The following is a 23308-nucleotide window of genomic DNA, read 5'->3' as shown; positions in this document are numbered from 1 at the left end:
CTCGCGAGTGCGGCGATGACGACTGGGACGACGTGGCGCGTGATGCGTGGGAAACGGGCTGGGACTCGGGTTACCCGCATGGGGGCCTCCTCGGCGCTGGGTGGACGGCAACCGTCTCCGACGATCATGTCCATCGATGGGCGTGTTTGTGAAGGGGTGAGGAAGCACCTACGAAACTTCGAAGCGCTTCGTTGGCCTGCGGGCGCGAGCTAGGCGGACCCCGGCGGGAGCTCGTCCCGCCTCTCGTTGTGCATACCGCCATCGAGCGTTCGGCATCTTCCAGCGAGACCCCCGTGCGCCCCTCAACCATGAGAGCGGAGGTGAGCGAGATTCGGTTTCGATGTCGTGGGTCGGTCCTGCGGTGACTCCAGCCCGCCGGCGTGTCGGCACCACCGAGGGGCTGCGTCCGCCGCTCACGCCGATGCTGGCGAAGGCCGTCGAGGCTGTACCTGAGGCATCGGATCTGGCTTACGAGCCGAAGTGGGACGGCTGGCGGGCACTGGCCTTCCGCCGGCCCGACGGGGTGTACCTGCAATCCCGAGCCGGCCGGGGCGTCACCAGCTACTTTCCCGACATCACCCGGGCTATCACCGAAGCCGTCGAGCCGGGTGCCGTCCTCGACGGTGAGCTGGTGGTGTGGGAAGGCGAGCGAACCAACTTTGCCCACCTGCAGCGACGAGTTACCGCCGGCGCGCAGCTTCCCGACATCGCCCGACGGCACCCCGCTCACTACGTCGTCTTCGACCTGCTCAGCGCTCCACCGGGTCGACCACTGCTGGACCGGCCGCTGCACGAGCGACGTGCCCTGCTCACAGCGCTGCTCGCCGACGCACCCGCTCAACTCACGCTGTCCCCACAGACGAGCGACCTCGACCAGGCCGCCGAATGGTTGACCACCTGGACCGCCGCGGGCATTGAGGGCGTCGTGATCAAACGCCTCGACGGGCGCTACGAGCCGGGTCGACGTGGCTGGCAGAAAGTCCGGGCCTACCGCACCACTGAAGCAATCATCGGCGGCGTCTCCCCCAGCATCGACGATGCCGAGACCCTTCTGCTCGGCCGTTGCGACCAGCACGGACGGCTCCGCTACACCGGCCGAACCAACCCTCTACGACCGGGACAGCGCGCCGAACTGGCCGCCCTGCTCACGCCCATGAACCCGGACGGGGCACACCCGTGGCCGCAACCTCTCCCCGCCGCGTGGACCGGACAACTTGACCGGCCCCAACCCCTTCCGTACAGCCCCGTGATCCCCACCATCGTTGCGGAAATCGACGTCGACACCGCCTACGAACATCACCGGTGGCGACACCGCGTCCGCTACCTACGCCCCCGCCTTGACCTCTCTCCCGCCGACGTGCCAGCGGCCAACGGCGAACGTTGACGGTGCGAGGACCACCTGCATCCGAATATCGCAACAGACAAAGTGCCGTTCCGGTTTTCGCAGTCCGCCCTCACCTGGAACAGGCTGACCGGTCGCCACACCAGTTGCCTGGGAACCACTACCGTCGCTTGAGTGGACGTGTTGCTGCGCGGCGTGCCGGGTGATGGCCAAGTGGTCCGGATGCCCTGGTATTTGTGCCAGCCCTGCCAGGCAGCCGCGCGCCGTCGATCTCGGCGAGCGCGGCGAGCGCGGCCAACGGCAGGGTACAGATCCTCCGGCTGGATACACGGGCCAGGAGCATGGAACCAGAAGAGCTGTCTCGGGTTGCGGATGCTGCCGGTGACGCCGCCGATGATCGCCTCCGTGGTGGCACGGGCCCGGGAACTTCGCCCACCCTCGCTGGCCAGGCTCATATCGGCTGTCGGTGCGTCTAATCAGAACCTCTTCGACGCCGGCCCCGGTCCAGGTGGTCAGCCATTCGCTGATCTCGGTGACGTTGGGGCTCTGCGGGGTGGCCGCCAGCTGCGGCGGAGCACCGTACCAGCTGGGCCCGACGCTCGATCAGTGGAGCGTCGAGCATCGGCTCTCCGCCAGCATCGAACTGAATTCCAGTGCTACGGCTAGGTGGGTTTCACACGGGCGGGTCGAGGCCGATGCGTTCGGCGACCATCGCCTGGAAGTGCGCGCATCGGGTGATGTCATCGTGATCGCAGGCGAGTGCGCAGTCGATCAGTTCCAGTGATGCCTGGGCTTGCGCGATGCGCTGGGCCAGCTCGGCTCGGTGCCGCCGAAGGGTTGCTGTGCGCTGGGTCGGACTGTGTGCGACGAACATCTGCCGGGTGTCGTGCAGGGCGATCCCGGCCTCCTTCGCGCGCAGGATTACCGCGATCTGGTAAAGGTGGTCCGGGCCGTAGCGGCGACGGCCGGCCACCGCACGCGACGGCAACAACAGCCCTACGGACTCCCAGTACGCCACTGAGTGGTTGCGATCCTCGCCCGGTCCGGGGACCGGGCGCAGCACGACACCGTGGCCCTGTCCGTCACCGCCATCGAGACGTTGCGATCCTTGCCCGGTCCGGGGACCGGGCGCAGCGCTCCCGGGGCGGTCGCGCCTGGCATCGGCAGCATGATGTTGCGATCCTCGCCCGGTCCGGGGACCGGGCGCAGCGTCCCGGCGACGGTTCACGATGATGTTCGACTGCAACTGTTGCGATCCTCGCCCGGTCCAGGACCGGGCGCAGCGGGGGCCATGACGGTCAAGGCCGCTTCCACGCCCTTGTTGCGATCCTCGCCCGGTCCAGGGACCGGGCGCAGCGCGGTCGTAGTCCGCCTGATCACCCCGCCGAACGTGTTGCGATCTTCGCCCGGTCCAGGGACCGGGCGCAGCGGGGTGGTCTGGCAGCAGACCGCCCACGCCTACGCCGTTGCGATCCTCGCCCGGTCCAGGGACCGGGCGCAGCGCCATGGGCGGCGCATCAGCTCCAGGCCGTCGCCGTGGTTGCGATCCTCGCCCGGTCGAGGGACCGGGCGCAGCACCACGACCCGGCGCCGTACACGATCCGGTTGCCGAAGTTGCGATCCTCGCCCGGTCCAGGGACCGGGCGCAGCCTCGCCGAGCTGGAGGCCAACGGGGGAAAAGCCCCGACGTTGCGATCCTCGCCCGGTCCAGGGACCGGGCGCAGCCGCCCGCCTGGTCCGGCGGGATCGACTCATCGGCGGTGTTGCGATCCTCGCCCGGTCCAGGGACCGGGCGCAGCAAGCGGCGCGGCTGGACGGAGTACCGGCCGGTGGAGTTGCGATCCTCGCCCGGTCCAGGGACCGGGCGCAGCAAGCGGCGCGGCTGGACGGAGTACCGGCCGGTGGAGTTGCGATCCTCGCCCGGTGCATGACTTGTTGGAGACTGGCGGCCGAGATCGTAATGGCCGATTTTTGTCTCTTTCGAGGTTCGGAACATCAGGGCGTTCGGTGGCCGCTGGGGGTTCCTAGATCACGAATGGGCCGCGTGGGTCGACGTGTCGTGGCAGCCCCAGGTGTTCGACCCTGTCGAGTGCGTTGGCCGGGAGGCCGTAGATGCGGATGCTGTCGCGTGCGGGATCGATGGCAGCCTGCAGGGCTGCGACGAGTTTCACTTTGTCGGCGTCGCGGCAGACGACCTCGAAGACGGACTTCTGAACGCGGTGCCCGTACGCTTCACAGATTTTGGCGATCTTCCTCAGCCGCCTCTGGCCCGCTGGGGTGACGGTCTCGACGTCGTAGGTGATGAGGATGTCCACGTCAGTTAACCGTCCAGGGACGGTAGTTGGCGAGGTCGCCTCGAAGGTGACGGGCGAGCAGACGTGCTTGCACGAGCGGGAGAACGGCGCCTTCGATTTCGCGGTTGAGTTGGGCGTGTGGCCAGAGGCGTCGTCGGGCGGTCTGCCATGCGTTCAGGGTGCTCTTTCGGCCGGATTCAGTGAGCCGGTATACGCCGTTCGGGAGTAGCTCGAAGTCGTCGGTGGCGAGTTCGCGTCGGTTGAGCAGGGTGCAGGCGAGCCGATCGGCGAGGAGGGGGCGGAACTCCTCCATCATGTCGAGTGCGAGTGCCGGCTTGGCAGGGCGGGCGCCGTGGAGGAATCCGATGTAGGGGTCGAGGCCGACTTGTTCGAGTGCGCCGTGCACGGCGACTCGGAGCATGCCGTAGAGGAAGGACAGGAGGCAGTTGACGGGGTCGGTGGGTGGTCGCTTGGTCCGGCCGGTGCCGCACCATTGTTTGTCGGTGACCAAATTTGGCAGAGCGGCGAAGTAGTCGCGGGCAGCGATGCCTTCTACGCCGAGCACTCCGTCGATGTTCTCGGCGCTCTTGAGCAGTTCGAGTCGTTGGGCGATGAGTTCTGCGGATGCCCGCAGAGCTGTCTGGCGGTGGCCGGATGTGTCGCGGCCGGCGCGGAGCAGGACCTGGCGGTAGTTGTGTATCTTGCCGGCGACCATGGCGGTGGCGATGCTGATGCGGTGCTCGTGGCTGTCTACAGCGCGGTGTTGGGCTTGCCGAAGCAGTGGGTTGCCGCTGGTGGGGCCGGCGACGCGGGCTCTGAAGCGGCCCATGCCGGTGAGCCAGCTGACGGATCGACCGTCGTCGGCGCAGCGCAGAAGCAGGTCGTCGGTGATGGTCACGCCGGCGAAGAGCACCAGGTGGTCGACTCGGGTCAGGGGCAGCAGGCGCCGCCCGGTCTGTTCCGGGTGATAGACGCCTACGGTGTCGCCGTCGAGGTGCAGGCTGGTCCCGGGTGTTTGCACATAGAGGGTGTTGAGTAGTTCAGTCACGCCACTGTCCCAAAGGTCTTGGGGTGAATGGGTCGGCGGCCGGTCGGACCTGTCGACCGTCGGTCACGTCCGGTAGGCAGTCGTCGCGTAGTGAGCATTTGCGGCAGCGGGTGTCGTTGCGCGCGGCGGGTAGGCGTTGGGACGCGAGGAGGCGCCGGATGGCTTCGGCCGCGTGCACCACTTGGGCAGGAGGTCGGGGTTGATGGTGACCGGGTGGCGGCGGCGTTCGGCGACGGAGTAGATGTATCCGACGGACACGTCGAACCCGGATTCAAGGAGGCAGAGGGCCTGACCGGCGAGTTGCAGGTCAGCGGGCCCGTCTGGCTGGTAGCGGCCGACTTTGTACTCCACCGGGGTAGCAGTGGTACCCACGAATTCAACGACGTCGCAGATGCCTCTGAGTCCGTGATCGCCACTGGACACGGGTAGGGAGCGGATGATGGTGAGACCTGCCCGCCGTGTCAGGCCGGGCAGGTCCACCAGCCGATGGCTCAGATCTCCGCGTACCGTCTGAGCGCTGTCACCCCAGATGCCCTCGATGTGAATGAGCGCGGTCTGCCGGTGGCAGTAGGCGTAGTGCTCGAGAGCGGAGAGCGGGATCTCGACACGCGCGCCATCGCCGTCGGTCGTCGGGGTCACGGCCAGAGATTCACCAGTGGGCTGAACTCGACGCCCTCGGGCAGGTTGTGGGTGGCGAGGTTCAACTGGTAGTCCAGGTGGTGCCGGGCGGGCTTCTCCGTGTCGGCGCGGTCGAGGGATACCCGGCCGGTGAGGCTGGCCGCTGGAGCGACACCGAGAGCGTCGGGGTGGCTGAAGACGTACAGACCGCAGAGTTTCATCTCGCCGCGGGTGGCAGATCGGTCGTGGTCGAACATCAGGGTGATTGCCCGCCAGAAGACCGCGAGGTCGTCGGAGGTGACGCCAGTCTTGGCGGCCCGGGGGGCAGAGTAGAAGATGCGCGCTTGGTAGAGGCCGTAGGGCACGGTCCACTTCGAGCCCATCTCGGTCCGCTCGCCTTTGTCGATGTCGTCCTGGCGGGTTTGGGTTACCCGGGTGATCGCGTGATCGGTGGGTAGGACCGCTTCGATGCTGCGGGCGAAGGTGAGCTGCAGAGGGCCGCGTACCTGCCCAGCGCCACCCTTCGTGGTGCCGGTGCTGAGCACGGCGCCGAACATGCGGATGTCGAAGTAGTGCTCGCGGAGCCAACGCTGTGCCTCGTCGGCGCGACCGGGGTTGGCTTTGAGGCCCTCCTCGATGCGGGTGTTCAACGCATGGCCCGCCTCGACGAAGATCCCGTACCTCGGGTCGTCGCCGCGAATCAGGGCGACGGTGTCGCGGATCTTGCGTTTGATGGCGACGTCAGTGACCAGGCCCTGACCGGTTTCGTCGTCGGTTCGCGGCTGGTTACCGCCGTCGGGGTCACCGTTAGGGTTGCCGTCGGTAACGTCGAACAGGAGCACGGCGTCATGGCGGCGGGACGGGTCGAGGTGGGCGTCGCTCATTCGGCGTCTCCTTCGGTGGTGGGCTGGTCGTCCGAGGCGGGCGGCAGATCGGTGCTCTTCTTCTTGGCGGCGGCCTCGATGCGCTCGGCGCGCATGGCGGCGCGTTGCTGGTGGTAGCCGAGGACAAACTGGGCCTTCTGCGCCAGGACGGCGGTGCTCGGGATCGAGTCCCGGCTCGTGTCGATCTGGGCGAAGATGTCGTCGAGACGGTTGGCGTATGCCTTGGCCCAACCCGGTTTGCGCAGCGGTCCGCGTAGCCGGCGTAGCCAGGCGGTCGAGGTCCGCTGGCCGTTGACCAGGACCACTCTCGGGTTGGTGATCGCGCGGCCCATGTACCGCTCGGCGAAGGTGGTGTTCAGCGTCTGGCCGGCGGCGCGGGAGACCGCCTGTTGGAGGTCATCGAGTACGGCAAAGGCCCGGCCGGACAGGTAGGCGGGGTCCTTGTTGTCCAGGTTCAACGTCGGTGTCAGCCTCTCTAGCTTGTCGGTTTGGCCTGGGCTTCGGGTGGGATAGCTGGCGGGTTACCCGGATCAGAGTTGTCCCCGACTGGCGGGTTGGCCACGCCGGCGAGCCGGGCGATCGCCGTCCGATTTGCGGACTCCCCGGCAACGGGCGGCGCAGCGGCCTGCCGGACCGCCGTCGATTCCCCGACCAGCGGCCGCGGCGGGTTGGTCCGCAGGGTGAACGCCGCCGTCTCGCGGCTGTTGACGACAAGCCGGCACGCCGCCCGGTAGGCGTCCAGGTGCGACAGGTCGTGCTCGTCGAGCTCTGGCATCGTGTGCCGGGCCAACTGGTGGGCGTCCTCGGGAGCGCAGGAGAAGAACACCTTGTTGCGGGCGTTCGCGGAGATGGCCAGTTGCGTGTCCCGCGGCATCTGCGACAGGTTCTGGTGGGCCAGGACGAGGCCGAAGTGGTAGCCGCGGGCCTCGGCGAGCATGTCGCCGACGGAGCCCGGCAGGTTGAGGAAGTTGTGGGCTTCGTCGATGTAGGCGAAGGAGTCGCGGCGATCCGCTTCGGGTAACCGGGCTCGGCCGGTGGCGGTCTGCCAGGCGGAGGCGAGGACGAAGCTGCCCATCAGCCGGGCCGTCTCCTCACCGATCTGCCCCTTGGGCAGACGGGCCAGCAGGATGCCGCCGTCGAGGACACGGCGCATGTCGAAGCTCGACTGCGGCGCGCCGAGGGTGCGGCGGACGAAGTCGCGGAGCAAGAAGGCGCGCAGCCGGGAGAGCACCGGGCCGATGACCTGGGCCCGCAGCGGCGGCGGGGTCGACTCGAACCATTCCCAGTAGCCGCGCAGACCCTCCGGGTCGTCGAGGTCCTGGGTGAACGCGTGGCGGAACTTTTTGTCGTTGAGCAGCGGTGGGATCAGCGTCAGCGTGGCGTTGGCCTTGCGGAGCAGGGTCAGGCATGCGACGCGCAGTGTGTCGTCGATGCGGGGTCCCCAGTGCTTGGCGAAGATCCGCCCGAAGATCGACACGATGTTGTCGACGACCAGATCGTGATCGTCGCCCTGCAGTGGGTTGAGGGTGGTGCCGGCGGGCTGGTTCGGGTCGATGATGGTCAGCCGGTTGGCGTGGCTGGTGGGGATCCGGTCAAGGAGGTCGAGGACCAGGTCGCCTTTGGGGTCGATGACGACGACGCCGCGGCGGGCGTGGATGTCGTCGAGGATCATGTTGAGCAGCAGGGTGCTCTTGCCGGAGCCGGTGGAGCCGAGCACGTGGAGGTGCTGGCGGGCGTCGGTGACGTTCACGGCCACGGAGTGGCCGCCGACGTCGGCGCGGCCGAGGACCTTCGTGCCGCGTCCTCCGGCGGGGACGGCGACGGGTGCGGGCATCGGCTTGGCGCGGGCCCGGTCCAGACCGGGTACGGCGATGTCCTGCGGCAGTGCCGCGATCGTGGCCAACTCGGCGGCGGAGAGCAGGAATCCGCGACGCAGCACCCGGGCGGCCAGGACGCGGGCCGGATGTTTCATGGACAGCCGACGCAGCCGGTTGCGGCCGGTCCAGGATCCGAACGCCGACGCGACGCCGTGGGAGACAGTGACCAGCCGGGGCATGAGGTTGCCGGGGTCGTTGCCGCGGGGGTTGGTGTGCGCGACACCGAAGCGCAGCGCGACCTCCCACTGGCTGCTGGCGAGCTTGTCGATGCCGGCGCGGCCGTCACGCTCGCGCCGCGGGTCGCTGCCCAGTGTGGGTGTGTGCGGTGCACTTGCCGAGGGGCGCCGGCCCGTGGTGAACAGCTCCAGGCTGAGGTCGAGGACGGCGCGCAGCCAGGTGGCGGGGTCGAGCAGGTCGCGCGGTGCCCGCCCGGTACGCAGGCTCTGCACGCCGCGGCGCAGGACTCGGATCTGCCGAGCGGTGGCGGGTCGGGCCAGGACTTGCACGCAGGCTGACTCGACGGCGCGCAGGCTGGACGCGGCGGCGATCAGGGTACGCAGCGGGTCGTTGTCGTGATCGGTGTGCAGGGGGTACCAGGGCGGCAGGGTGGGGGCGAGGGCGCCGCCGACGTCGAGCGCGTCCAGGGGCAGCGGCGGGGTGGTGTCGGTGACGGTGCACGCCGCGCCAGGCCAGGCGCCGCGGATCGCGGTCTGGATCGGCGCGTGGTGGATGGTGCGGGGCACCCAGAGTGCGATGGTGAGTTCCCGGCCGTTCCACCGGTACTCGATGGCGATGTGCGGGCGGCCCTCGCGTAGCCGGCGTCGCCAGCCCGTGTGCAGGACCTCGGCGAGGGTGGCCCAGAGCGTGGCGGCGCCGTCCGGGTCGACCTGCGGCGGCGGGATGATGGTGATCAGCTGGGCGTGCCGGGCCATCTGGGCGTGCCGGCGGCCGGCCACGACGGCCCGCGCGGCGTAGCCGGCGGGGATGAGCAGCACGGCGACCAGCGCGAGCCAGGGTCGGTCCCGGCACCAGTCGACGGCAGTGGCGGCGACGTCTTGTAGCCACTGCGACGGGCCGGGCAGCGGCGGGGCCGGTGGTGAGGTGGGAGCGGGCGCGAATGTGGCGGTGGGAACGAATACGGGGATGAGCGCGAAGACGAAGCTTGTTGTCATCGATCGGATCCCTCTGAGAGCTTGGAAAGAAGGGCCGGGCGCCGCCGTTGCTGGCTGGCGGCCCGCGGGCCCCTCGGATGGGTGGTCGTGTCGCGGCCGGTCCAGGCCGGTCGGGTGTCACTCGTCGTCGGGCAACTCCAGGTCTCCGATGCACAGTCGGTGCTCCTGCTGGGAGGCCACCGCTTGGAAACCCACTCGGTGGGTGCCCGAGATCAGCAGGCCTTCGCCGCGGCGGGCGCCGAGCAGTATCCGGGCTTCGCCTGCGGTCAGGCCGAACACGTCGGCGATGATGTCGATCGCCTGAGGTGCCTGCCGCAGCAGCACCTGGGTGGCGGCGTTCGCGATGACGACCTGCCCGAGTTCGGAGCCGAGCAGGTCCCCGACGTCCTGGGTGATGACCGCCAGCCCGGCCCGACGTTTGCGGGCGGACTTCGCGAGGCGGGACAGGAACCTGGCGCCCTCACCGTCGCGCAGCAGGGTCCAGGCTTCGTCGACGACGACGAGCCGCCGGGGCGTTTGCGCGGACCGGATGGCCGGGGTGTCGACCTCACGCCAGATAGCGTCCAGCGCGAGGAGCATGCCGGGGGCGCGGAGTTCGTCGGCGAGGTGCCGGGTTGACCAGCACACCAGCTGTCCGCTCGGGACGGTGGTGGTGGGGCCGTCAAAGAGGTCCTTAAACGATCCAGTGGTCCACGGCGTCAGCCGGGCGGCGAGGGTGTCGGCGGCGTCGGTGCGCTGGTCGGTGAGCGCGGCGGCGACGTCGCGGAGCAGCGGAGCTTGCCGGCGCCAGGTGTCGGGGTCGTTGGAGATGCCGGCCTGGTGGTAGGCGTCGTTGATCGCCTTGTCCAACGCGGCTCGCTCCGACGGCGGTGGTTGCTGTCCCAGCAGCACCGCGATCAGGGTGTGCAGGAACAGCGCCCGATGGGTGCGCGCCTGCGGGCGGCGGTCCTCGGGTGGAATGTCGAGGGGGTTGAGCCGGACCCCGCCGACGCCGAGGGCGATCGTGACGCCGCCGACGGCGTCGGCGAGGCGGATGTACTCGTTGTCGGGGTCGATCACCGCGACGTGCACGCCGTCGGCGAGGGAGCGGAGCACTTCGAGCTTGACGAAGTAGCTCTTGCCGGCCCCGGATCTGGCGAGGACGACGCTGTTGGCGTTGTGTTGCGCCCATCGGTCCCACCAGACGATGCCGTTGCTGGCGGGGTTGAGGCCGTAGAGCATGCCGCCGGTGGCGCCGGGTTCACCGGGCAGCGGCGCTGGCAGGTCCGCCGAGGCGAGGGGGAACGCCGAGGCGATCGCGTCGGTGTCCATCACCCGCCGCATGTTGAGTCCGTCGGTCGCCAGGGGCAGGGTGGTGGTCCAGCCTTGCAGTTGCCGCCACGTCGCCGGCTGGGTGTCGAGCAGGAGGGAAGCGGCGGTGGCCCTGACGTGCGCGACTGCTTCGTCGAGGTCGTCGAGGGTGGTGGCGTGCACGCACAGGTACAGGCCGACGCGGAATAGTTTGCTGTGGCCGCGGGCGATTCGGTCGGCCAGCTCCGCGGCGTCGTCGGCGGCGGCGTCGGCGATCGGGTCGGTCAGGCGGCCCTTTTCGGCGTCGGTGCGCCGGTTGGATTCCAGCCGAGCCCGCTGCTTGCGCAGCCGGGCGGCGGCGGTCTGCGGCGCCAGCGGGTCGATGTAGACGACGACGTCGAGCCGGCCCGGCCAGGCCAGCAGCGGATCCAACCAGGCCGGTCCGACTTCGGCGGGGTAACCGGTCACGATCAGCGTGGCCACGTACCCGTCACCGATGCGCAGGTAGCGGGGCGTGTTCTCGATTCCGGCCGGGCCCAGAACGGCCGCGAGCCCGGCCGATTCGGCCGGGCTCGCGTCAGCGGTGGTGGGCTTACGCCGTTGCAGTGGGGGCATGTCAGTCTCCTGCTCCGGTGATGGCCGCGTCAGGCAGGGCACGGGCCCAGGTGACGTCGGCCGGGGTGTAGGGGTCGGTGGCGCAGGTCAGCACCGCTGCGGTTCGACCGCCATCGAGGACGGTGGTCTGTGCCCCGAGCGCGGACAGCGCCGACGCGGCGTGCGCCGTGCGGCGCAGGACCTCGGTGTCGCGGCCCTTGTCGCCGGTCGCGGTGACCGCCACGGTGACGGTGCGCCACAGCGGGTCCCGTCGTGCGGCGAGGTCGTCGAGGAAGCCGGCGTAGTCCCGAGCCGCGCCGGCCAGTGCCGGGTTCGCGATCGTCTCGGTGTTGTCGGCGATGCGTTGGGCGTGGCTGGACAGATCGACCCGCTGCGCGGAGATCACGATTTGCACCGGCCCGGACAGCGAGTTGAGCCACCGTCCGTAGCTGCCGATCAGGGCGGCCTGCTCCTCGCCGGTGCGCAGCCCGATGTTCACGGTGGTGCAGGCGACCAGCGCCACCGCGTGCGTCCCCACGTCGACGACACCCGTGCCGCTGATTGCCGTCGCCGGCAGCCGTAGCAGCGGCACCGCGGCGCTGGGTGTCTCGGTGGCCGGCGCCCAGGCCGGCACCGTGGCCGGTCGACCGGCCGCGGCCGGGGCCAGCCGCTTGGAACTGCGGGTGTGCCGCACCGCCGCCATCAGCCAGGCGTCCATGGACAGGCCGTCGCGGCGTCCCAGGGCCAGCACGATCGCCGCACCGGCGAGCGGGGTGAGGACCGCGATCAGGACCGGCTGCGGCAGCAGCGTCCCCACCGTACGAACGATGCCGTAGCCGAGCACTGCGGCCACAGCCAGGATGGCCAACTGCCGCGCGGTCAACCCGTAGACGATCTTGTCCGGGGTGTCGACGTCAGCGGGAATGCGGGCGTGCGGGGTGGCGTCGTCACTCGGGCGCATCGTGGTTCCCCTGTTGTCTGGTGCCAGCGGCGCGGGCCTTCATCGCCTGGGTGTAGAGGTCCACGCCGTCGGCGATCTCAGCGGCGGTGTATCGGTAAATCGGCCGACCAGTGGGCCAGGCGATGGCGACGACGGTGGACGTGTCGAGGGCAGCGTGGGATGGGTCGGTGACCTCGGCGGCCGGACGCGAGACATGGTGGGTGGTGGTCATCAGGGTGCCTTTCGAGAGGGCGAGGCGGCGCGGGCCTTCATCGAGCGGGTGTAGAGATCAACACCGCCGGCGATGTCGTCGCGGCTGTACGGACGCACGGAGCGGCCCGTTGGATAGGCGGTACCGGCGCGGCCGGGACCGGCGCCAGACGGACGCGGTAGCGGTCGAGGTGCGGATCCGCCGAAGTACGGTGATGCGGACGACGCGGCGGGGCGAAGTCGAGCTCCTCCTCCCCCACCTGAGCTCACCGGCCACGGCCGGGTAGCCGCGCCCGCCCCGCCCACGCCCGGGCCGCCGCCTCTTCCGCCGACGGCGCGGGCGGCCCCGCCTCTGGAGCCGACCGCGCGGGACAGGCCCCGGGTCAGTTGCTGCACGAGCACGACCCGCAGGACCGTGCCCATCGGGTTCGGTCGGCTCTGCGTGACGTACCGCCTCATCAGCGCGGGGATCTTGACCACGCCCCAGAGCAGGCAGACGACGATGAGCAGGTTCATCACCGCGCCGGGATCGCCGGGCAAACCGAGGACCGGAAGGTTCGCGTCCGGGGCCAGGAAGATCCTCAACGTGGTGTGCAGGGCAACGGCCTGCAGGGTGACCGTCCCCAGACAACCGAGCAGGGTCCGCCACCACAGCTTCGCCGCGCCCTCAGTCTGTGCAGTGCCATGCAGGGCCAAGGCGATCGGGGCGATGCCCACGGTGATGACCAGCAACCCCAACCGGATGATCCACTGCATGACGAGCATGCCGAGAAGGACCGTGATGAGCAGTCCGATCAGGATGAGGAGGAACCCGACTGGGCTCATTCCCGTCTGCCCGGTCAGCGCGGCGGCCGTGATGGCGCGCAGCTGCTGCAGCGAGCCGGGCGCGGTGATGTCCTGCCCGGTCAGGGCCGCGGTGAGTGCGTTGACCAGCTGGATCGCGGTGGAGCAGATCGGGATGGCGAAGTTGGCCGCGATCAGACCGATGACCAGCCGAGGGATGAGTTCCCCTGGCCCCACCCGGGACTGGATGGTGTCGCGGCCCATCACCAGGACCGCCATCCACAGGAACGCCAGCACGTAGCAGGTGTTCACGATGGCCAGCGACGTGTCAGCGAACGCCGTGACCTGCGGCAGCTGCGTGACGTCGGGGCTGACGAACACCGTGGCGGCCAGCAGGTCCCACAGAACGTTCAGCGCGCCGAGGATGGTCTCGGCAAACCACCCGATGACGGGGTTAATGAATTGACTGACGAGCCAGTCGTCCACCTCAGCCCCCGACCCAGCCCTGCACGATGGCAAGCAGGATGGGCGCGAGCACGGCCAGGGCGTAACCGATCAGCGCGCTCTTGAGCGCGGACTTGGCCTTGTCCACCTCGGTCGGGTCCCCGCCTGCCGCGAGGTAGCGAAGCCCGCCGATGGTCAGGAACAGGGTGGCGACGCCGATGAGGATCCCGACGATCCAGGTGGTGATGTTGCTGATGACCACGGGCAGCGAGTTGGCGGCCAGGATGTGCGGCTCGGCCGCATACGCCGGGGCCGAGCCGGTCACGGTCGCGAGGAACGCGACCATGACCGCGATGGTGCGATAGAGGATGCGGCGGACCATGGTGAGCACCTCCCGCCCCGCATCTGCGGGGCTCGATTGGGGTTGAGGTGCGCCACCGGGGATCGGGACGGGCCGTGGGAGCATCGCTCCTTCCAGCCGTGAGGTGATCGGGTGCGAACACGGCCACTCAGGCCGGCCGCGCCCCGATCCCTGGGGCGCCGACACCGGCCGACTCTCGGTCCGATGTCTTACCCACTAAGGCCCGCTGTTGGGTGGCCAACACGGCGTCCGCCGCGTCGCTGCGACCCAACAGCGACCCAACAGGCCGTCCCTGTTGGGTCGCACCCGCGGCAACGACTCGTTGTTGGGCGAGGGCCGTGCGCTGGTCGGTCGTGGCGACCTGACGTTGAGTCGCGGAGGCCGTGGGAGTGACGCGCTGTTGGGCGGCGGTCATGCGTTCGTGAATGGCAGCGACCCGCTGTTGAGTCGCGGCGACCCGGTGGTGCGTCACGGCAGCGCTGTGGCGCCGGCCAGGCCGCAGCGACACGAACGCGAGGTCGCCCGCGCGGATCGCTTCCAGAAGTCGGCGTTCGGCCTTCAACCGCCACGACGAGGCCAGGCTGGCGGTGATACCGAGGCGTGCCGCTGCCTGCGTGAGCGTGGCGCTCTCCAAGCGAGTCGCGGCGATCAGGTTCGCCTCGTCGGCGTCGATGACCCCGGCCGCGACGGCCCTGGCCAGGACCAGGTCCGGGTGATCCCACGGCTGCACAGGCGCGATCGGCCCGGTCGCGTCGATGTGGATGAGCTGGGCATCGGAGTCTGCGTCGCGGGCCTTGCGGGCGGCGCGCAGACCAGCGTCGATGAGCCGACCGACCACCCGCGGCGGTTCCACGTCGATGGTCGTGAGTCGTTCGATGAACCCGACCAGCAGCTCCGCGTCCAGGTCACGGGTGTCCCCGCGCCACCCCGACGCGAGGAGTCCGGCGATGTGGCGTAGGCCCGGCAGGGCAATGCCGACTGCGGCCACGACCCAGGCTGGGCCGTCCCGGCGAGCGCGGATGACCAGCTCACGCCACACCGCGTCGCGGACCTCGACGGTGGTCCGCGGCTCCAGCAGCAGCGCGCGGAGCCGTTCCAGCGGCAGGATCTCGTCCGGCAGGCCGTCGAATCCTCGACCATCGAATCCGACATGGGTGGGCGGCTGGACCAGCAGGGTGAAGGCACGGGCGGCCGCGGACAGCGGCGACGACGGCCAGGATCGAGCAGACATGGCATCCCTTGCGAGGCGCTCGGGCACCGCACCGTGACGGCGGCGCGAGACCTCTATCCGCGCACGGCTACCGAACAGTCCACGATCACACGAGCGCGGGCGGGAGCCTGTTGCGCCTGCTCACAGGGCATCTCTACCCAACACCCAACAGGAGGCGCAGGCCGGCGTCGGCAGAGTAACGGCACCCCACCAGCCCAGCTCACGGTCCTGTTGTGTGCTGTTGGCCAGGAAAGATCCGCGAGTCGCCGACGACCCAACCGGGCCTCGGGAGGTGCCCATGGGGTGATTCGGAGCATGCTCGGCGTCGGCCCAACAGGTCCGAACGCTGTTGGGTGCCGTTGGGTAACCGACCCCGTTACCGGGTGCTCTGAGCCGGCCCGGCGAGGCCATTCGTAGACGCGAACACGGCCAGTCAGCGCGGGAGCCACCCGCACATGACTGCTTCACCTGACCCCACCCCGAACGGCTGGACCCACCCGAACCCGTTGCACTGCGAGGCACGACAGCACACCGACGAGGCGGTCCTCGTCGGTGCTGATGTCCCGATCGCCGTCTGGCGCCTCGACGACCGCGACGACACCGAACCCGCCGCCCTCCCGGGCAGCCGGCTTGCGTCGCGCCTGGCGCAGCGACTCATCCTCGTGTACACCCAACGCGGCGACACGATCGTCGACTTCGACAGCGACCCGCAACTGGAGAACGCCAGCTGCCGCACGTCCCGCACGTACCTGCCCATCACCGATCCCACCGCAGTCGCCGACCTCGACGCGCTCACCGACCCGATCAGCCTCGTCGTCCTGCGATGGCCGCCACGGCATAACGTTCGGACACCGGCCAGCATCAGCGACCTGTTCGCCGCCTGCCGGCTCATCATGACCGCCGACACCTGCGCCATCGCCGCCGTCAGCTCCGCGGCACCCGGCCAGCCAGGCACGACGCACGCCGAACACATGAGCGAGCTCCTGCCCGCCGCCCGCGCCGCGGGCCTCACCCACATCCTGCACATTGTCGCGGTCACGGGACCCGGCGACCACGACGAGTTCCTCTACTACACGACGCGGGCCGAAGCCGAGGCGGCACGGCGGGGCTGGCCGACCGGCGACAACGAATCGAGCTACGGCGTCGACCTCCTGGTCTTCACCAACGGGAGTCGTCATGGCTGACCGCGACTCGAGTCAGCATGCGGTGCTCCTCTCCCTGGCAGAGGGTTGGATGAGCGAGAGGTCGGCGTCCCCGGCCCGCCTGCTCGGCGCGTCTGGTGTCGCCCACGCCGGCCGTTCGCAGGGTCAGTTCCGGTTGTCGGTGGCGATCACGGTGCGGCCCGGCTCGACCGGCGTGACGACGAGCCGCCCGTCGGCCACGGAGCTGCGCGGCGGCCGCCCCTCGGAGCGCACGTGCAGTGCCCGGGCGTCGGCCACGCCCAGTTGGACCAGGTCGAGTTCGATGCGTCCGGACACGTTCGGGGGAAGAGTGACGGCCAACTGGAGCCCGTCCCGCCGGTCGAGGGCGACCTCGACCGGTCCGCGCACCGTGGGCACCTTCGACCGCAACCACTGCAGCGGTCCGGGTTGCGGGGCGACCAGCACCTCGCGGGCGCCGGGTGCGAGCGGCCGGACACCGGCGACGAACCGGGGCACGATGTTGGCCGGCGCCGATCCCCAGGCGTGGGAGAACGTCGTGTTGGGCTTGATCGAGGGGTCCCAGGCCTCCATGACGATGGTGGCGCCGAGGTCGTCCATCATGTGCAGCCAGGAGAACTGTTCCCGGCTGGTCAGCAGGCCGTGGGCAGCGTGGCCCAGCCCAGCACGGTAGAGCGCCTCGAGCAGGAACTGGGCGCCGTAGACACTGACCCGCATGCCCCTTGCGGAGAGCCACTCGCCGAGTGCGCGCACGTCGCGGTCCTCTGCCACGCCGAGCGCCAACGGGAACGCGGTCGCGTGCTGGGCGTGGTGGTCGGTGCCCACCCCGTCGCGGTATGCGCCCGCGACGGGGTCGAGCAGTTGGGCGTTGAGTGCCGCGCGGAGCCGGGCGGCCAGTTCGGCGTACCGTTGCTCGTCGGCGGCGCGGCCGAGCACCCCGGCGATGCGCGACAGGGCACCGAACGCTGCGTACTGCCAGGCGTTGATGACGGTGTTGACCCGGGTGAAGACGTAGCCGTCGCGGTTGCTGGTCGGCCAGTCGACGAGGTCGGCGTTGCTCTGGCTGGAGCTGCCGGGATTCTTTTCCACCAGGCCGGAGGCGTTGAGCGCCTCGTCGAGCTGCCGGTTGACGAAGAAGTCGTAGTCGGCCGCGAGGTTCGACGGGTCACCGGTCGCGAGATAGTCCTCCCAGGCGGTGATGACCGTCTGCAGCCGATACTCGGCGGGCCAGGTCGGGCGGCGGGCCAGGTACGACGTGGAGTACCGGGCCAGCGCGAAGGACCGCTGCGTGCCGTACTCCGAGAGCTGGTTGATGATGGCGTCGCCCTCGTAGGGGCCCCGCTCGCGGGTGGGCGTGTCCTGGTAGAGGTCCTGGCGGGTCGCCTCGATGGAGTACCGGCACATCTCCCAGACCCTGTCCAGGTCGGGGTCCGAACTCTCGAATGCGGCATCGTCGTCGTTCCAGGGCAGCTTGAGCACCGCCGCCTCGACGGCGTCGCTGAGGTCCAGCGTCGGGTCGGCGACGAGTTCGACCCACCGGAAGGCCCTGTAGCCCCAGTGCTCGAGCTGCTGCTGGCCGTCGCGCAGCGTCCAGACTTCGCGGTAGGTCTGCCCGGCCCGCAGGTTGTAGCGGGCGCCGGTGGGAGTGCGTTCCTCCCCGAGCCGGACCTCCACCGTCTGGCCCGCGGTGCCGGTGACCGAGAGCCGGATGCCGCCGACGACAGCGCGGCCGAGGTCGAGCAGCCACCGGCCCGGTCCGAGCTGCTCGACCGCGGTTGGGCGCAGGTAGGTGTAGGCCATGTTCGTGACCCACGCGGGTTCGAGCCGGCGGGTCAGCGACCCGGCCGCTGCCGGTTCCCAGCCGCGATCGTCGAAGCCGGGTCCGGTCCAGCCGACCGGTTCCTGCCGAGCGTCGATGTACTCCTGCGGCGCCTGGTAGTAGCCGCCCCCGGTGAAGCCGGCGGGCGGCCGCCAGCCACCTGCCCTCCTGGTTCGCCAGCCGTCGCCGGTCGCGACCACCTGGCGGGTGCCGTCGGCGAACACGACGACCAGTTGGGCGAGGAAGCTGCGCTCCTGCGGCGAATAGCACAGCGCCGCGAGCGCGTTACGCCCCGGTACGAGCAGGCCGGTCACGTCGTGGGTCTGGTATCGGGCCTCGCCGGCCATTGCCCGGACCGGACCCACGCCCGCGACCGTGTCGTTGAGCCACAGCTTGTAGACGTACTGCCGGGTCGGCTCGGGTGACTGGGCGGTGGCATAGACGAGCGCGGCGGCGACCGGTTTGTCGGGCAGGACCAACTCGGTACGCAGCAGTGCCCAGTCGTTGCTCTCCCCGAGCGTCGCCAGCAGCGACTGGCCGCGGTCGAGGACGAGGTCTCCGCCCTGGACCGTGCCGCTGGTGAACACCCCCGGACCGGAGGAGAAGTCCTCGTCGATGACTCGTGTGCCGCTAAGGTCGGTGAAGGACGCCGAGTGGAACCGCTGCGACTCGGTGCCGCCGTTGCGGAATCCGACGCCGCCGGATGCGTACGTGGCATCGACGGTCGTGTCGACCAGGGTGTCGCCGAGGTAGGTCCGGATGGTGGAGCCAGCGAGTTCGATTCGCACTCTGAGCTCGGTACCGGTCGCCAGGGGCAACCCGATCGACCGCTCATTCAGGACGGTGTAGGTGCCGTTGCGCTGGACGTGGGTCTTCAGCACGCCTGGTGAACCGGCACGGAGTTGCCAGAGGTAGTTGTTGGCCGCGTTCTGCGCCCGGAACCACAGGCTCGCGGCGACCGAGGCGATGGTGACCGACACCTCGAAGGTGCCGTCACCGAGCGTCCTGGTGCCGTCCTGCGCCCAGATGGGCTCGGAGATCCACGTGTCGCCCGCCTCGGTGACAACGGCCTGCGGCGCCGACCAGTGCGAGACGAGGCCCGGCGTCATCCAGGTGCGGACCCGCCAGTGGTAGAGCGACGCGGGCTGCAGCGGCGGACCGGCGTACTCCACCGCGGTCGAGTCGCTGGAGGCGACCCGACCGCTGTCCCAGACCAGGCCACCCCTGGTGAGCAGCTCGTCCCGGGTATGCGCGACCTGCACCTGGTAGGCGACCTGCCGGGGTGCCGGGCCGAGCGCCGGCACGATCCAGCTGAGCCGGGGCCGGTCCGGGGTCACCCCCAGCGGGGTGTCCAGCAGGGACGTCAGCAGGCCGTCAGGTATGGGACTCCCCGCCGGTACCGCCGCCGCGGGCGTTCCGGGGACGGCGAGCCCGGCCGCGGACGAGGCGGCACCGAGCGCGACGGCGCCGCTCGCGGTGATGAAACGCCGCCGGGAGAGACCCGCGGCGGGGCTGGCGACAGGTTTGCTCACACCGGCACCTCCGGTCTGAATCGTTTCAGGCAGGCTACACCCGGGATACGTCCACGTGAAGACAGTCGCCGTGGCCGGATCCGGTCCCGGTCAACCGATGGCAGCCTTCCTGCACTGTGGGCCCGGGCTGCCAGCCCGGGCCTATTCCACGGCGATGCCACGCCAAGCGGAAGGCGCGCGCGTCCGGCCGCGGTGCTCAACCCGTCGACCACGAACCGGCGCACCACGCTCATCGCCCCATCGGTGTCCCACACCGCCCGGTTCAACAACCGCTGCACACGATCCGGCTACGGTCCCCGACGTACTCGGCGATCGTCCACCCGTTGCGCTTCGGCAGGTCACTGGCCAACGCGGACACATACTTCGACGCCTGCTGCCAAGTCTGCGTCCGCACGAAACACGACCGCAGCCGCTCCACCAGCCCGGCCCGCAACCGCTGCACCCGCCCAGCCGCTATCCTGGCAGCCGCAGCCGCCCTCGATTTTGTTGTCTTCACACACACATGATCATCAGGGCGGCTGCACCCGTTCACCCGCCCCACCCGCAGTGTCCACGCTGGTCAGACCGCTAATGGCGGCTGCCGTACTAGCGAGGGTGCTGTCAACGGCGTCCCGTTAGGATGACCGCTACCGGACAACCTACGGGGAAAGGGTGCAGGCATGTCGGCGATCCTCCTGGGTTGGAACCCGCAGCGGTGGGCTTGGGCCGATTACGACGAGTGGGCCGCGCAGGTGCGGCGCGATGGGACGAGACGCGACACATGGAGCGTGGGTCGACGGGTCAACATCGCTGCAGGATCTGACGCGTGGTTGCTGCTGCAGGGTAAGCACCGCGGTCTGATCGGACGTGCCATCGTCCGGTCCGAGCCGTACGAGGGCCGGCATTTCTCGGATCCGGCGAAGACCGCCAACTATGTAGAGATCGACTGGCTGAGCCTGCTGCCGATCCCGGATCGAATCCCCCCGTTCGTGCTGAACACAGAGGCTCCGGGTGTGCCGTGGGACCACGTCTACGAATCTGGAAGATCGGTCCCCGCCGAGTCTGAAGCGGCCGTTCACGCCTTGTGGGAGCGTTTCGGCCCGCAGCACGAGGCCCGTGACCCAAGCGAGCTCCCCCAGGGTCTGTTCCCAGAGGGCGCGGTACGGACCATCATCGTCAATCGTTACGAACGCGATCCACGTGCCCGCGCGGCGTGCGTCGAGCACTGGGGCTTGGCCTGCGTAGCGTGCGGGCTCGACTTTGCGTCCGTCTACGGCGAGCTGGGCAAGGGGTTCACCCACGTCCACCATCTCACGCCGGTGTCACAGCTCGGACCCGACTACCAGGTTGACCCGATCGCGGACCTACGGCCGCTATGCCCCAACTGCCACGCGATGGTCCATACCCAAGACCCGCCGATGTCACCAGATGATCTGGCCGCCAGGATCCGGGCATCGCGGACAAGCGTCGGCTTGAGACGGACCGTGCCCAACGTGACTTCACCAGCGTCCACCTGCCCTGACTGTGGTCGGCCTGGCGTACCGATCATGTACGGGGAGCCTGGCCCGGAAATGATCGCCGCGGCGAAGGAGGGGCGGATCGCACTCGGTGGGTGCGTTCTCTACGACGGTCAACCAAGTTCGACCTGTTCTGAGGGGCACGAGTGGCGCGTAGATGAGTCTGCGCGGACGTAGGTGATCTTGCTGTCGCCGGACGCGCGGATGGGGGCCACCCCAGGTGAGTCTTCCGCTGATCGGGCTCACGACATCCGGTCGTGCAGAATGGAGTGTGACAGAGCTTCTGTAGCTCCAGCTGGCGGTGGACGGCCATCCTCCCGCCACTCCATCCGCTACGCCGCTTCTTCGCCCGGGCTGAGAGCCCAGTCCTGCCAGGTAACAGGGGCTGGGAGGCCCCGGCACCACCCAACATTCGCTGGATCTCGTTGGCGCTACGTAGCGCGTCGCGGCGGCGAGCAACGTCAAAGACATCACCAAGGCGCCGGGCCGGCGCGAGCGCCTGGCGGCGAGCTGGAAATGTCGGACCCCCGTTTTAAGGTCGGCCACGAAGGTGCCCGGCGGTGCTGCGAACACCCCGGGCTTGGCCGACTGTAGGGGTCGACATGACGAAGCCCAACGGCTTGTTGCCGGTTGAGCGCCTTCGGATAGATTTGAAACTTGTTGGGTACGGGCCATGCTCGAACTGTCGCGGACCTGTCCGTCAGACCGTCGACGGGCACCAGGTCCGCTGCCGCCGGCGCAGCTGCCAAGATATCCCGTTCGCCGCGTGTGTCTTCCCGGGCTGCGAGCAAGAGCGCAACGGTGGCTTCTTGTGCAGCAGCCATGACAACCAGCATCGCAAGGGACGCGGCCTTACCCAGCTGCGTGCCAAAGCTTCCAGCGCTGCGCTAACGGCTCGCGATCAGAGCGGACGCAAGCGGTGCGCGAGGTGCAGCCGGTGGCTTCCGGTGGACGTCTTCCAGAAGCGGATGACGGCGGCCGGCGGCCTCAGCTCCACGTGCCGCGACTGCCTCTCTCTGGCGAGGGTGACCAAAGCCCACAACCTGCCTGTGATCGCTTATCTGGATCTTCTCGCGAGCCAGGGCGGCGTCTGCGCAATCTGCAAGGAGCCTCCGGGCGCCAGTACGCGACTGGTCGTCGACCATCGCCACTCGTGCTGCCCGACCAGGAACAGCTCCTGCGGCAAGTGTGTACGCGGGCTTCTGTGCGGAACCTGTAACGCTGCGATTGGCCTGTTCCGCGAGGATCCCGAAATCTTCCGCCGAGCCATCGCGTACAAGCAGCAGTGGTCGGCGCCGCGCGGTGGCTAAGGCGACATGCGTTCTCTGCGCCGATCCCCACGTCGCCTTGGGCCTGTGCTACACGCACTACTGGCGCTACAGAGCCATCGGAGATCCGCTCTGGGAAGAAGATCTCTGTTCCGGCTGCGGGAAGCGGCGCGGTCTGCGAAACGGCGAGCTTCTCCGCTGCAGGTTTTGTCCAGGTGTGGCACGAGAAGAGTGTACGTTCGGAGGCTGCTCGGAGCCGGTGCGCTGGAACAGGCTCTGCAATGGGCACGCACAGCAGTTCCGCAAGCGCAAAGGGTCGGGTCGGCCGCTGGAGCCCTTGCGGCCGCGCCGGCGCAACCCTTCGGGCGTGGGCACTCGCGATATCGCTGGGCGAAAGCGGTGCGTAACCTGCGAGCAGTGGAAGTCCGAATCGGAGTTCTCTCGGCAGGCACTGGTTTCCGACGGGCTCGATCCGCGGTGCCGGACCTGTGCGAACCGACGCGAGGTTGAGCTGAAGTACAAGATGCCGGAGGGCGGCTACGTGGCCATGGTCGCGGCTCAGAACGGACGCTGCGCCATCTGTGCCAGCCCTCCGGCCCAGGGTGCGGGACTGGTCGTAGATCACGATCACTCCTGCTGTCCGTACGGCGTCCGGCGTACGTGCGGCCGATGCGTACGGGGCTTGCTATGCGGCGCCTGCAACAGTGCGCTCGGCATGCTTCGCGAGGACGTCGCGATGATCGCGCGCGCGAGCGTGTACGTCTCGGGCGGTCCAGCAACTAAGACCCAGACCAGCCGCGAGTCTTGTCCGGGGGTCGGTCGCCCGACCAAAGCCCCAAGTAGCCGCCGTCCATTAGAACACGCTCACCAGTGGGACAGGTGACCTCGCCGAGCACAACCTGTTCTGCCATGGGCGCGGAGTCTACGGCCAACGGCCGTTGTGATTGGCCGCTACACATCGCCGCA

General features: G+C 69.3%; 20 protein-coding genes and 1 CRISPR repeat array. Of the genes, 5 read left to right on the top strand and 15 right to left on the bottom strand.

Going from position 1 to position 23308, the window contains the following annotated elements:
• Positions 1-361: 361 nt before the first annotated feature.
• The gene (locus tag ABZV00_RS33390; RefSeq protein WP_355613617.1) at positions 362-1384 is read left to right on the top strand and encodes an ATP-dependent DNA ligase; all 1023 of its coding nucleotides are present in this window, start codon (positions 362-364) and stop codon (positions 1382-1384) included.
• A 631-nt stretch (positions 1385-2015) separates the two neighbouring features.
• Here ABZV00_RS33390 and ABZV00_RS33385 read toward each other — a convergent pair.
• From ABZV00_RS33385 to ABZV00_RS33325, 13 genes are all read right to left on the bottom strand, one after another.
• The gene (locus ABZV00_RS33385; protein WP_355613615.1) at positions 2016-2360 is read right to left on the bottom strand and encodes a MerR family transcriptional regulator; all 345 of its coding nucleotides are present in this window, start codon (positions 2358-2360) and stop codon (positions 2016-2018) included.
• A gap of 6 nt (positions 2361-2366) precedes the next feature.
• Positions 2367-3285: a CRISPR direct-repeat array (repeat unit 37 nt; unit sequence GTTGCGATCCTCGCCCGGTCCAGGGACCGGGCGCAGC).
• An 81-nt stretch (positions 3286-3366) separates the two neighbouring features.
• On the bottom strand, positions 3367-3657 hold the full coding sequence (gene cas2 / locus ABZV00_RS33380; RefSeq protein ID WP_355613613.1) for a CRISPR-associated endonuclease Cas2: 291 nt from the start codon (positions 3655-3657) through the stop codon (positions 3367-3369).
• Position 3658: 1 nt separating this feature from the next.
• On the bottom strand, positions 3659-4684 hold the full coding sequence (gene cas1c, locus ABZV00_RS33375) for a type I-C CRISPR-associated endonuclease Cas1c (RefSeq protein WP_355613611.1): 1026 nt from the start codon (positions 4682-4684) through the stop codon (positions 3659-3661).
• 63 nt (positions 4685-4747) lie between these two features.
• Positions 4748-5323, bottom strand: a complete 576-nt coding sequence (locus ABZV00_RS33370) for a Dna2/Cas4 domain-containing protein (RefSeq protein WP_355613609.1) — start codon at positions 5321-5323, stop codon at positions 4748-4750.
• The gene (cas7c, locus tag ABZV00_RS33365) at positions 5320-6186 is read right to left on the bottom strand and encodes a type I-C CRISPR-associated protein Cas7/Csd2 (RefSeq protein ID WP_355613607.1); all 867 of its coding nucleotides are present in this window, start codon (positions 6184-6186) and stop codon (positions 5320-5322) included. Before cas7c ends, ABZV00_RS33370 begins: the two co-directional genes overlap by 4 nt.
• Positions 6183-6656 carry a type I-C CRISPR-associated protein Cas8c/Csd1 gene (locus ABZV00_RS33360; RefSeq protein ID WP_355613629.1) on the bottom strand — a complete coding sequence of 158 codons (474 nt, stop codon included), beginning with the start codon at positions 6654-6656 and terminating at the stop codon, positions 6183-6185. The genes cas7c and ABZV00_RS33360 overlap by 4 nt, the downstream gene beginning before the upstream one ends.
• Before the next feature lie 5 nt (positions 6657-6661).
• Positions 6662-9235 (bottom strand): DUF87 domain-containing protein, encoded by a 2574-nt coding sequence (locus ABZV00_RS33355; RefSeq protein ID WP_355613605.1) that lies wholly within the window; start codon positions 9233-9235, stop codon positions 6662-6664.
• Between the two features lie 117 nt (positions 9236-9352).
• Positions 9353-11140 carry a DUF87 domain-containing protein gene (locus ABZV00_RS33350; RefSeq protein ID WP_355613603.1) on the bottom strand — a complete coding sequence of 596 codons (1788 nt, stop codon included), beginning with the start codon at positions 11138-11140 and terminating at the stop codon, positions 9353-9355.
• A 1-nt stretch (position 11141) separates the two neighbouring features.
• Complete coding sequence (locus ABZV00_RS33345) at positions 11142-12080, bottom strand: PrgI family protein (RefSeq protein ID WP_355613601.1); 939 nt, start codon at positions 12078-12080, stop codon at positions 11142-11144.
• Complete coding sequence (locus tag ABZV00_RS33340; RefSeq protein WP_355613599.1) at positions 12067-12291, bottom strand: hypothetical protein; 225 nt, start codon at positions 12289-12291, stop codon at positions 12067-12069. The genes ABZV00_RS33345 and ABZV00_RS33340 overlap by 14 nt, the downstream gene beginning before the upstream one ends.
• On the bottom strand, positions 12291-13538 hold the full coding sequence (locus ABZV00_RS33335; RefSeq protein WP_355613597.1) for a hypothetical protein: 1248 nt from the start codon (positions 13536-13538) through the stop codon (positions 12291-12293). Before ABZV00_RS33335 ends, ABZV00_RS33340 begins: the two co-directional genes overlap by 1 nt.
• Position 13539: 1 nt before the next feature.
• Positions 13540-13842, bottom strand: coding sequence for a pilin (locus tag ABZV00_RS33330; RefSeq protein WP_355613627.1), 303 nt, complete (start codon positions 13840-13842; stop codon positions 13540-13542).
• A 163-nt stretch (positions 13843-14005) separates the two neighbouring features.
• Positions 14006-15088, bottom strand: coding sequence for a hypothetical protein (locus ABZV00_RS33325; RefSeq protein WP_355613595.1), 1083 nt, complete (start codon positions 15086-15088; stop codon positions 14006-14008).
• A gap of 434 nt (positions 15089-15522) precedes the next feature.
• Between ABZV00_RS33325 and ABZV00_RS33320 the strand changes: the two genes are divergently transcribed.
• A complete protein-coding gene (locus tag ABZV00_RS33320; protein WP_355613593.1) occupies positions 15523-16251 on the top strand; it encodes a hypothetical protein in 729 nt (242 codons plus the stop codon).
• Positions 16252-16374: 123 nt separating this feature from the next.
• Here the strand turns inward: ABZV00_RS33320 and ABZV00_RS33315 are convergent, their stop codons facing one another.
• Both ABZV00_RS33315 and ABZV00_RS33310 read right to left on the bottom strand, forming a co-directional pair.
• On the bottom strand, positions 16375-19578 hold the full coding sequence (locus tag ABZV00_RS33315) for a family 78 glycoside hydrolase catalytic domain (RefSeq protein ID WP_355613591.1): 3204 nt from the start codon (positions 19576-19578) through the stop codon (positions 16375-16377).
• A gap of 262 nt (positions 19579-19840) precedes the next feature.
• Positions 19841-19972, bottom strand: coding sequence for a hypothetical protein (locus ABZV00_RS33310; protein ID WP_355613589.1), 132 nt, complete (start codon positions 19970-19972; stop codon positions 19841-19843).
• A 265-nt stretch (positions 19973-20237) separates the two neighbouring features.
• Between ABZV00_RS33310 and ABZV00_RS33305 the strand changes: the two genes are divergently transcribed.
• The 3 genes from ABZV00_RS33305 (at position 20238) to ABZV00_RS33295 (ending at position 23225) form a co-directional block, all read left to right on the top strand.
• The gene (locus tag ABZV00_RS33305; protein WP_355613587.1) at positions 20238-21251 is read left to right on the top strand and encodes an HNH endonuclease; all 1014 of its coding nucleotides are present in this window, start codon (positions 20238-20240) and stop codon (positions 21249-21251) included.
• Between the two features lie 770 nt (positions 21252-22021).
• The gene (locus tag ABZV00_RS33300) at positions 22022-22384 is read left to right on the top strand and encodes an endonuclease VII domain-containing protein (protein WP_355613585.1); all 363 of its coding nucleotides are present in this window, start codon (positions 22022-22024) and stop codon (positions 22382-22384) included.
• Positions 22377-23225: an endonuclease domain-containing protein gene (locus ABZV00_RS33295; protein WP_355613583.1), complete on the top strand. Its 849-nt coding sequence runs from the start codon at positions 22377-22379 to the stop codon at positions 23223-23225. Before ABZV00_RS33300 ends, ABZV00_RS33295 begins: the two co-directional genes overlap by 8 nt.
• Positions 23226-23308: the final 83 nt, after the last annotated feature.

It is taken from the genome of Micromonospora sp. NPDC005173, assembly GCF_040608515.1.
Taxonomy (GTDB): domain Bacteria; phylum Actinomycetota; class Actinomycetes; order Mycobacteriales; family Micromonosporaceae; genus Micromonospora.
This window is presented reverse-complemented; position numbering and strand designations above follow the sequence as displayed.

What these genes read in the sequence shown, in the direction of transcription:
- ABZV00_RS33345 (WP_355613601.1), bottom strand. Translation starts at nt 12,080, where the DNA reads ATGCGCCCGAGTGACGACGCCACCCCGCACGCCCGCATTCCCGCTGAC.
- ABZV00_RS33325 (WP_355613595.1), bottom strand. Translation starts at nt 15,088, where the DNA reads ATGTCTGCTCGATCCTGGCCGTCGTCGCCGCTGTCCGCGGCCGCCCGT.
- ABZV00_RS33320 (WP_355613593.1), top strand. Translation starts at nt 15,523, where the DNA reads ATGACTGCTTCACCTGACCCCACCCCGAACGGCTGGACCCACCCGAAC.
- ABZV00_RS33305 (WP_355613587.1), top strand. Translation starts at nt 20,238, where the DNA reads ATGTCGGCGATCCTCCTGGGTTGGAACCCGCAGCGGTGGGCTTGGGCC.
- ABZV00_RS33350 (WP_355613603.1), bottom strand. Translation starts at nt 11,140, where the DNA reads ATGCCCCCACTGCAACGGCGTAAGCCCACCACCGCTGACGCGAGCCCG.
- ABZV00_RS33340 (WP_355613599.1), bottom strand. Translation starts at nt 12,291, where the DNA reads ATGACCACCACCCACCATGTCTCGCGTCCGGCCGCCGAGGTCACCGAC.
- ABZV00_RS33355 (WP_355613605.1), bottom strand. Translation starts at nt 9,235, where the DNA reads ATGACAACAAGCTTCGTCTTCGCGCTCATCCCCGTATTCGTTCCCACC.
- ABZV00_RS33330 (WP_355613627.1), bottom strand. Translation starts at nt 13,842, where the DNA reads ATGGTCGCGTTCCTCGCGACCGTGACCGGCTCGGCCCCGGCGTATGCG.
- cas7c (WP_355613607.1), bottom strand. Translation starts at nt 6,186, where the DNA reads ATGAGCGACGCCCACCTCGACCCGTCCCGCCGCCATGACGCCGTGCTC.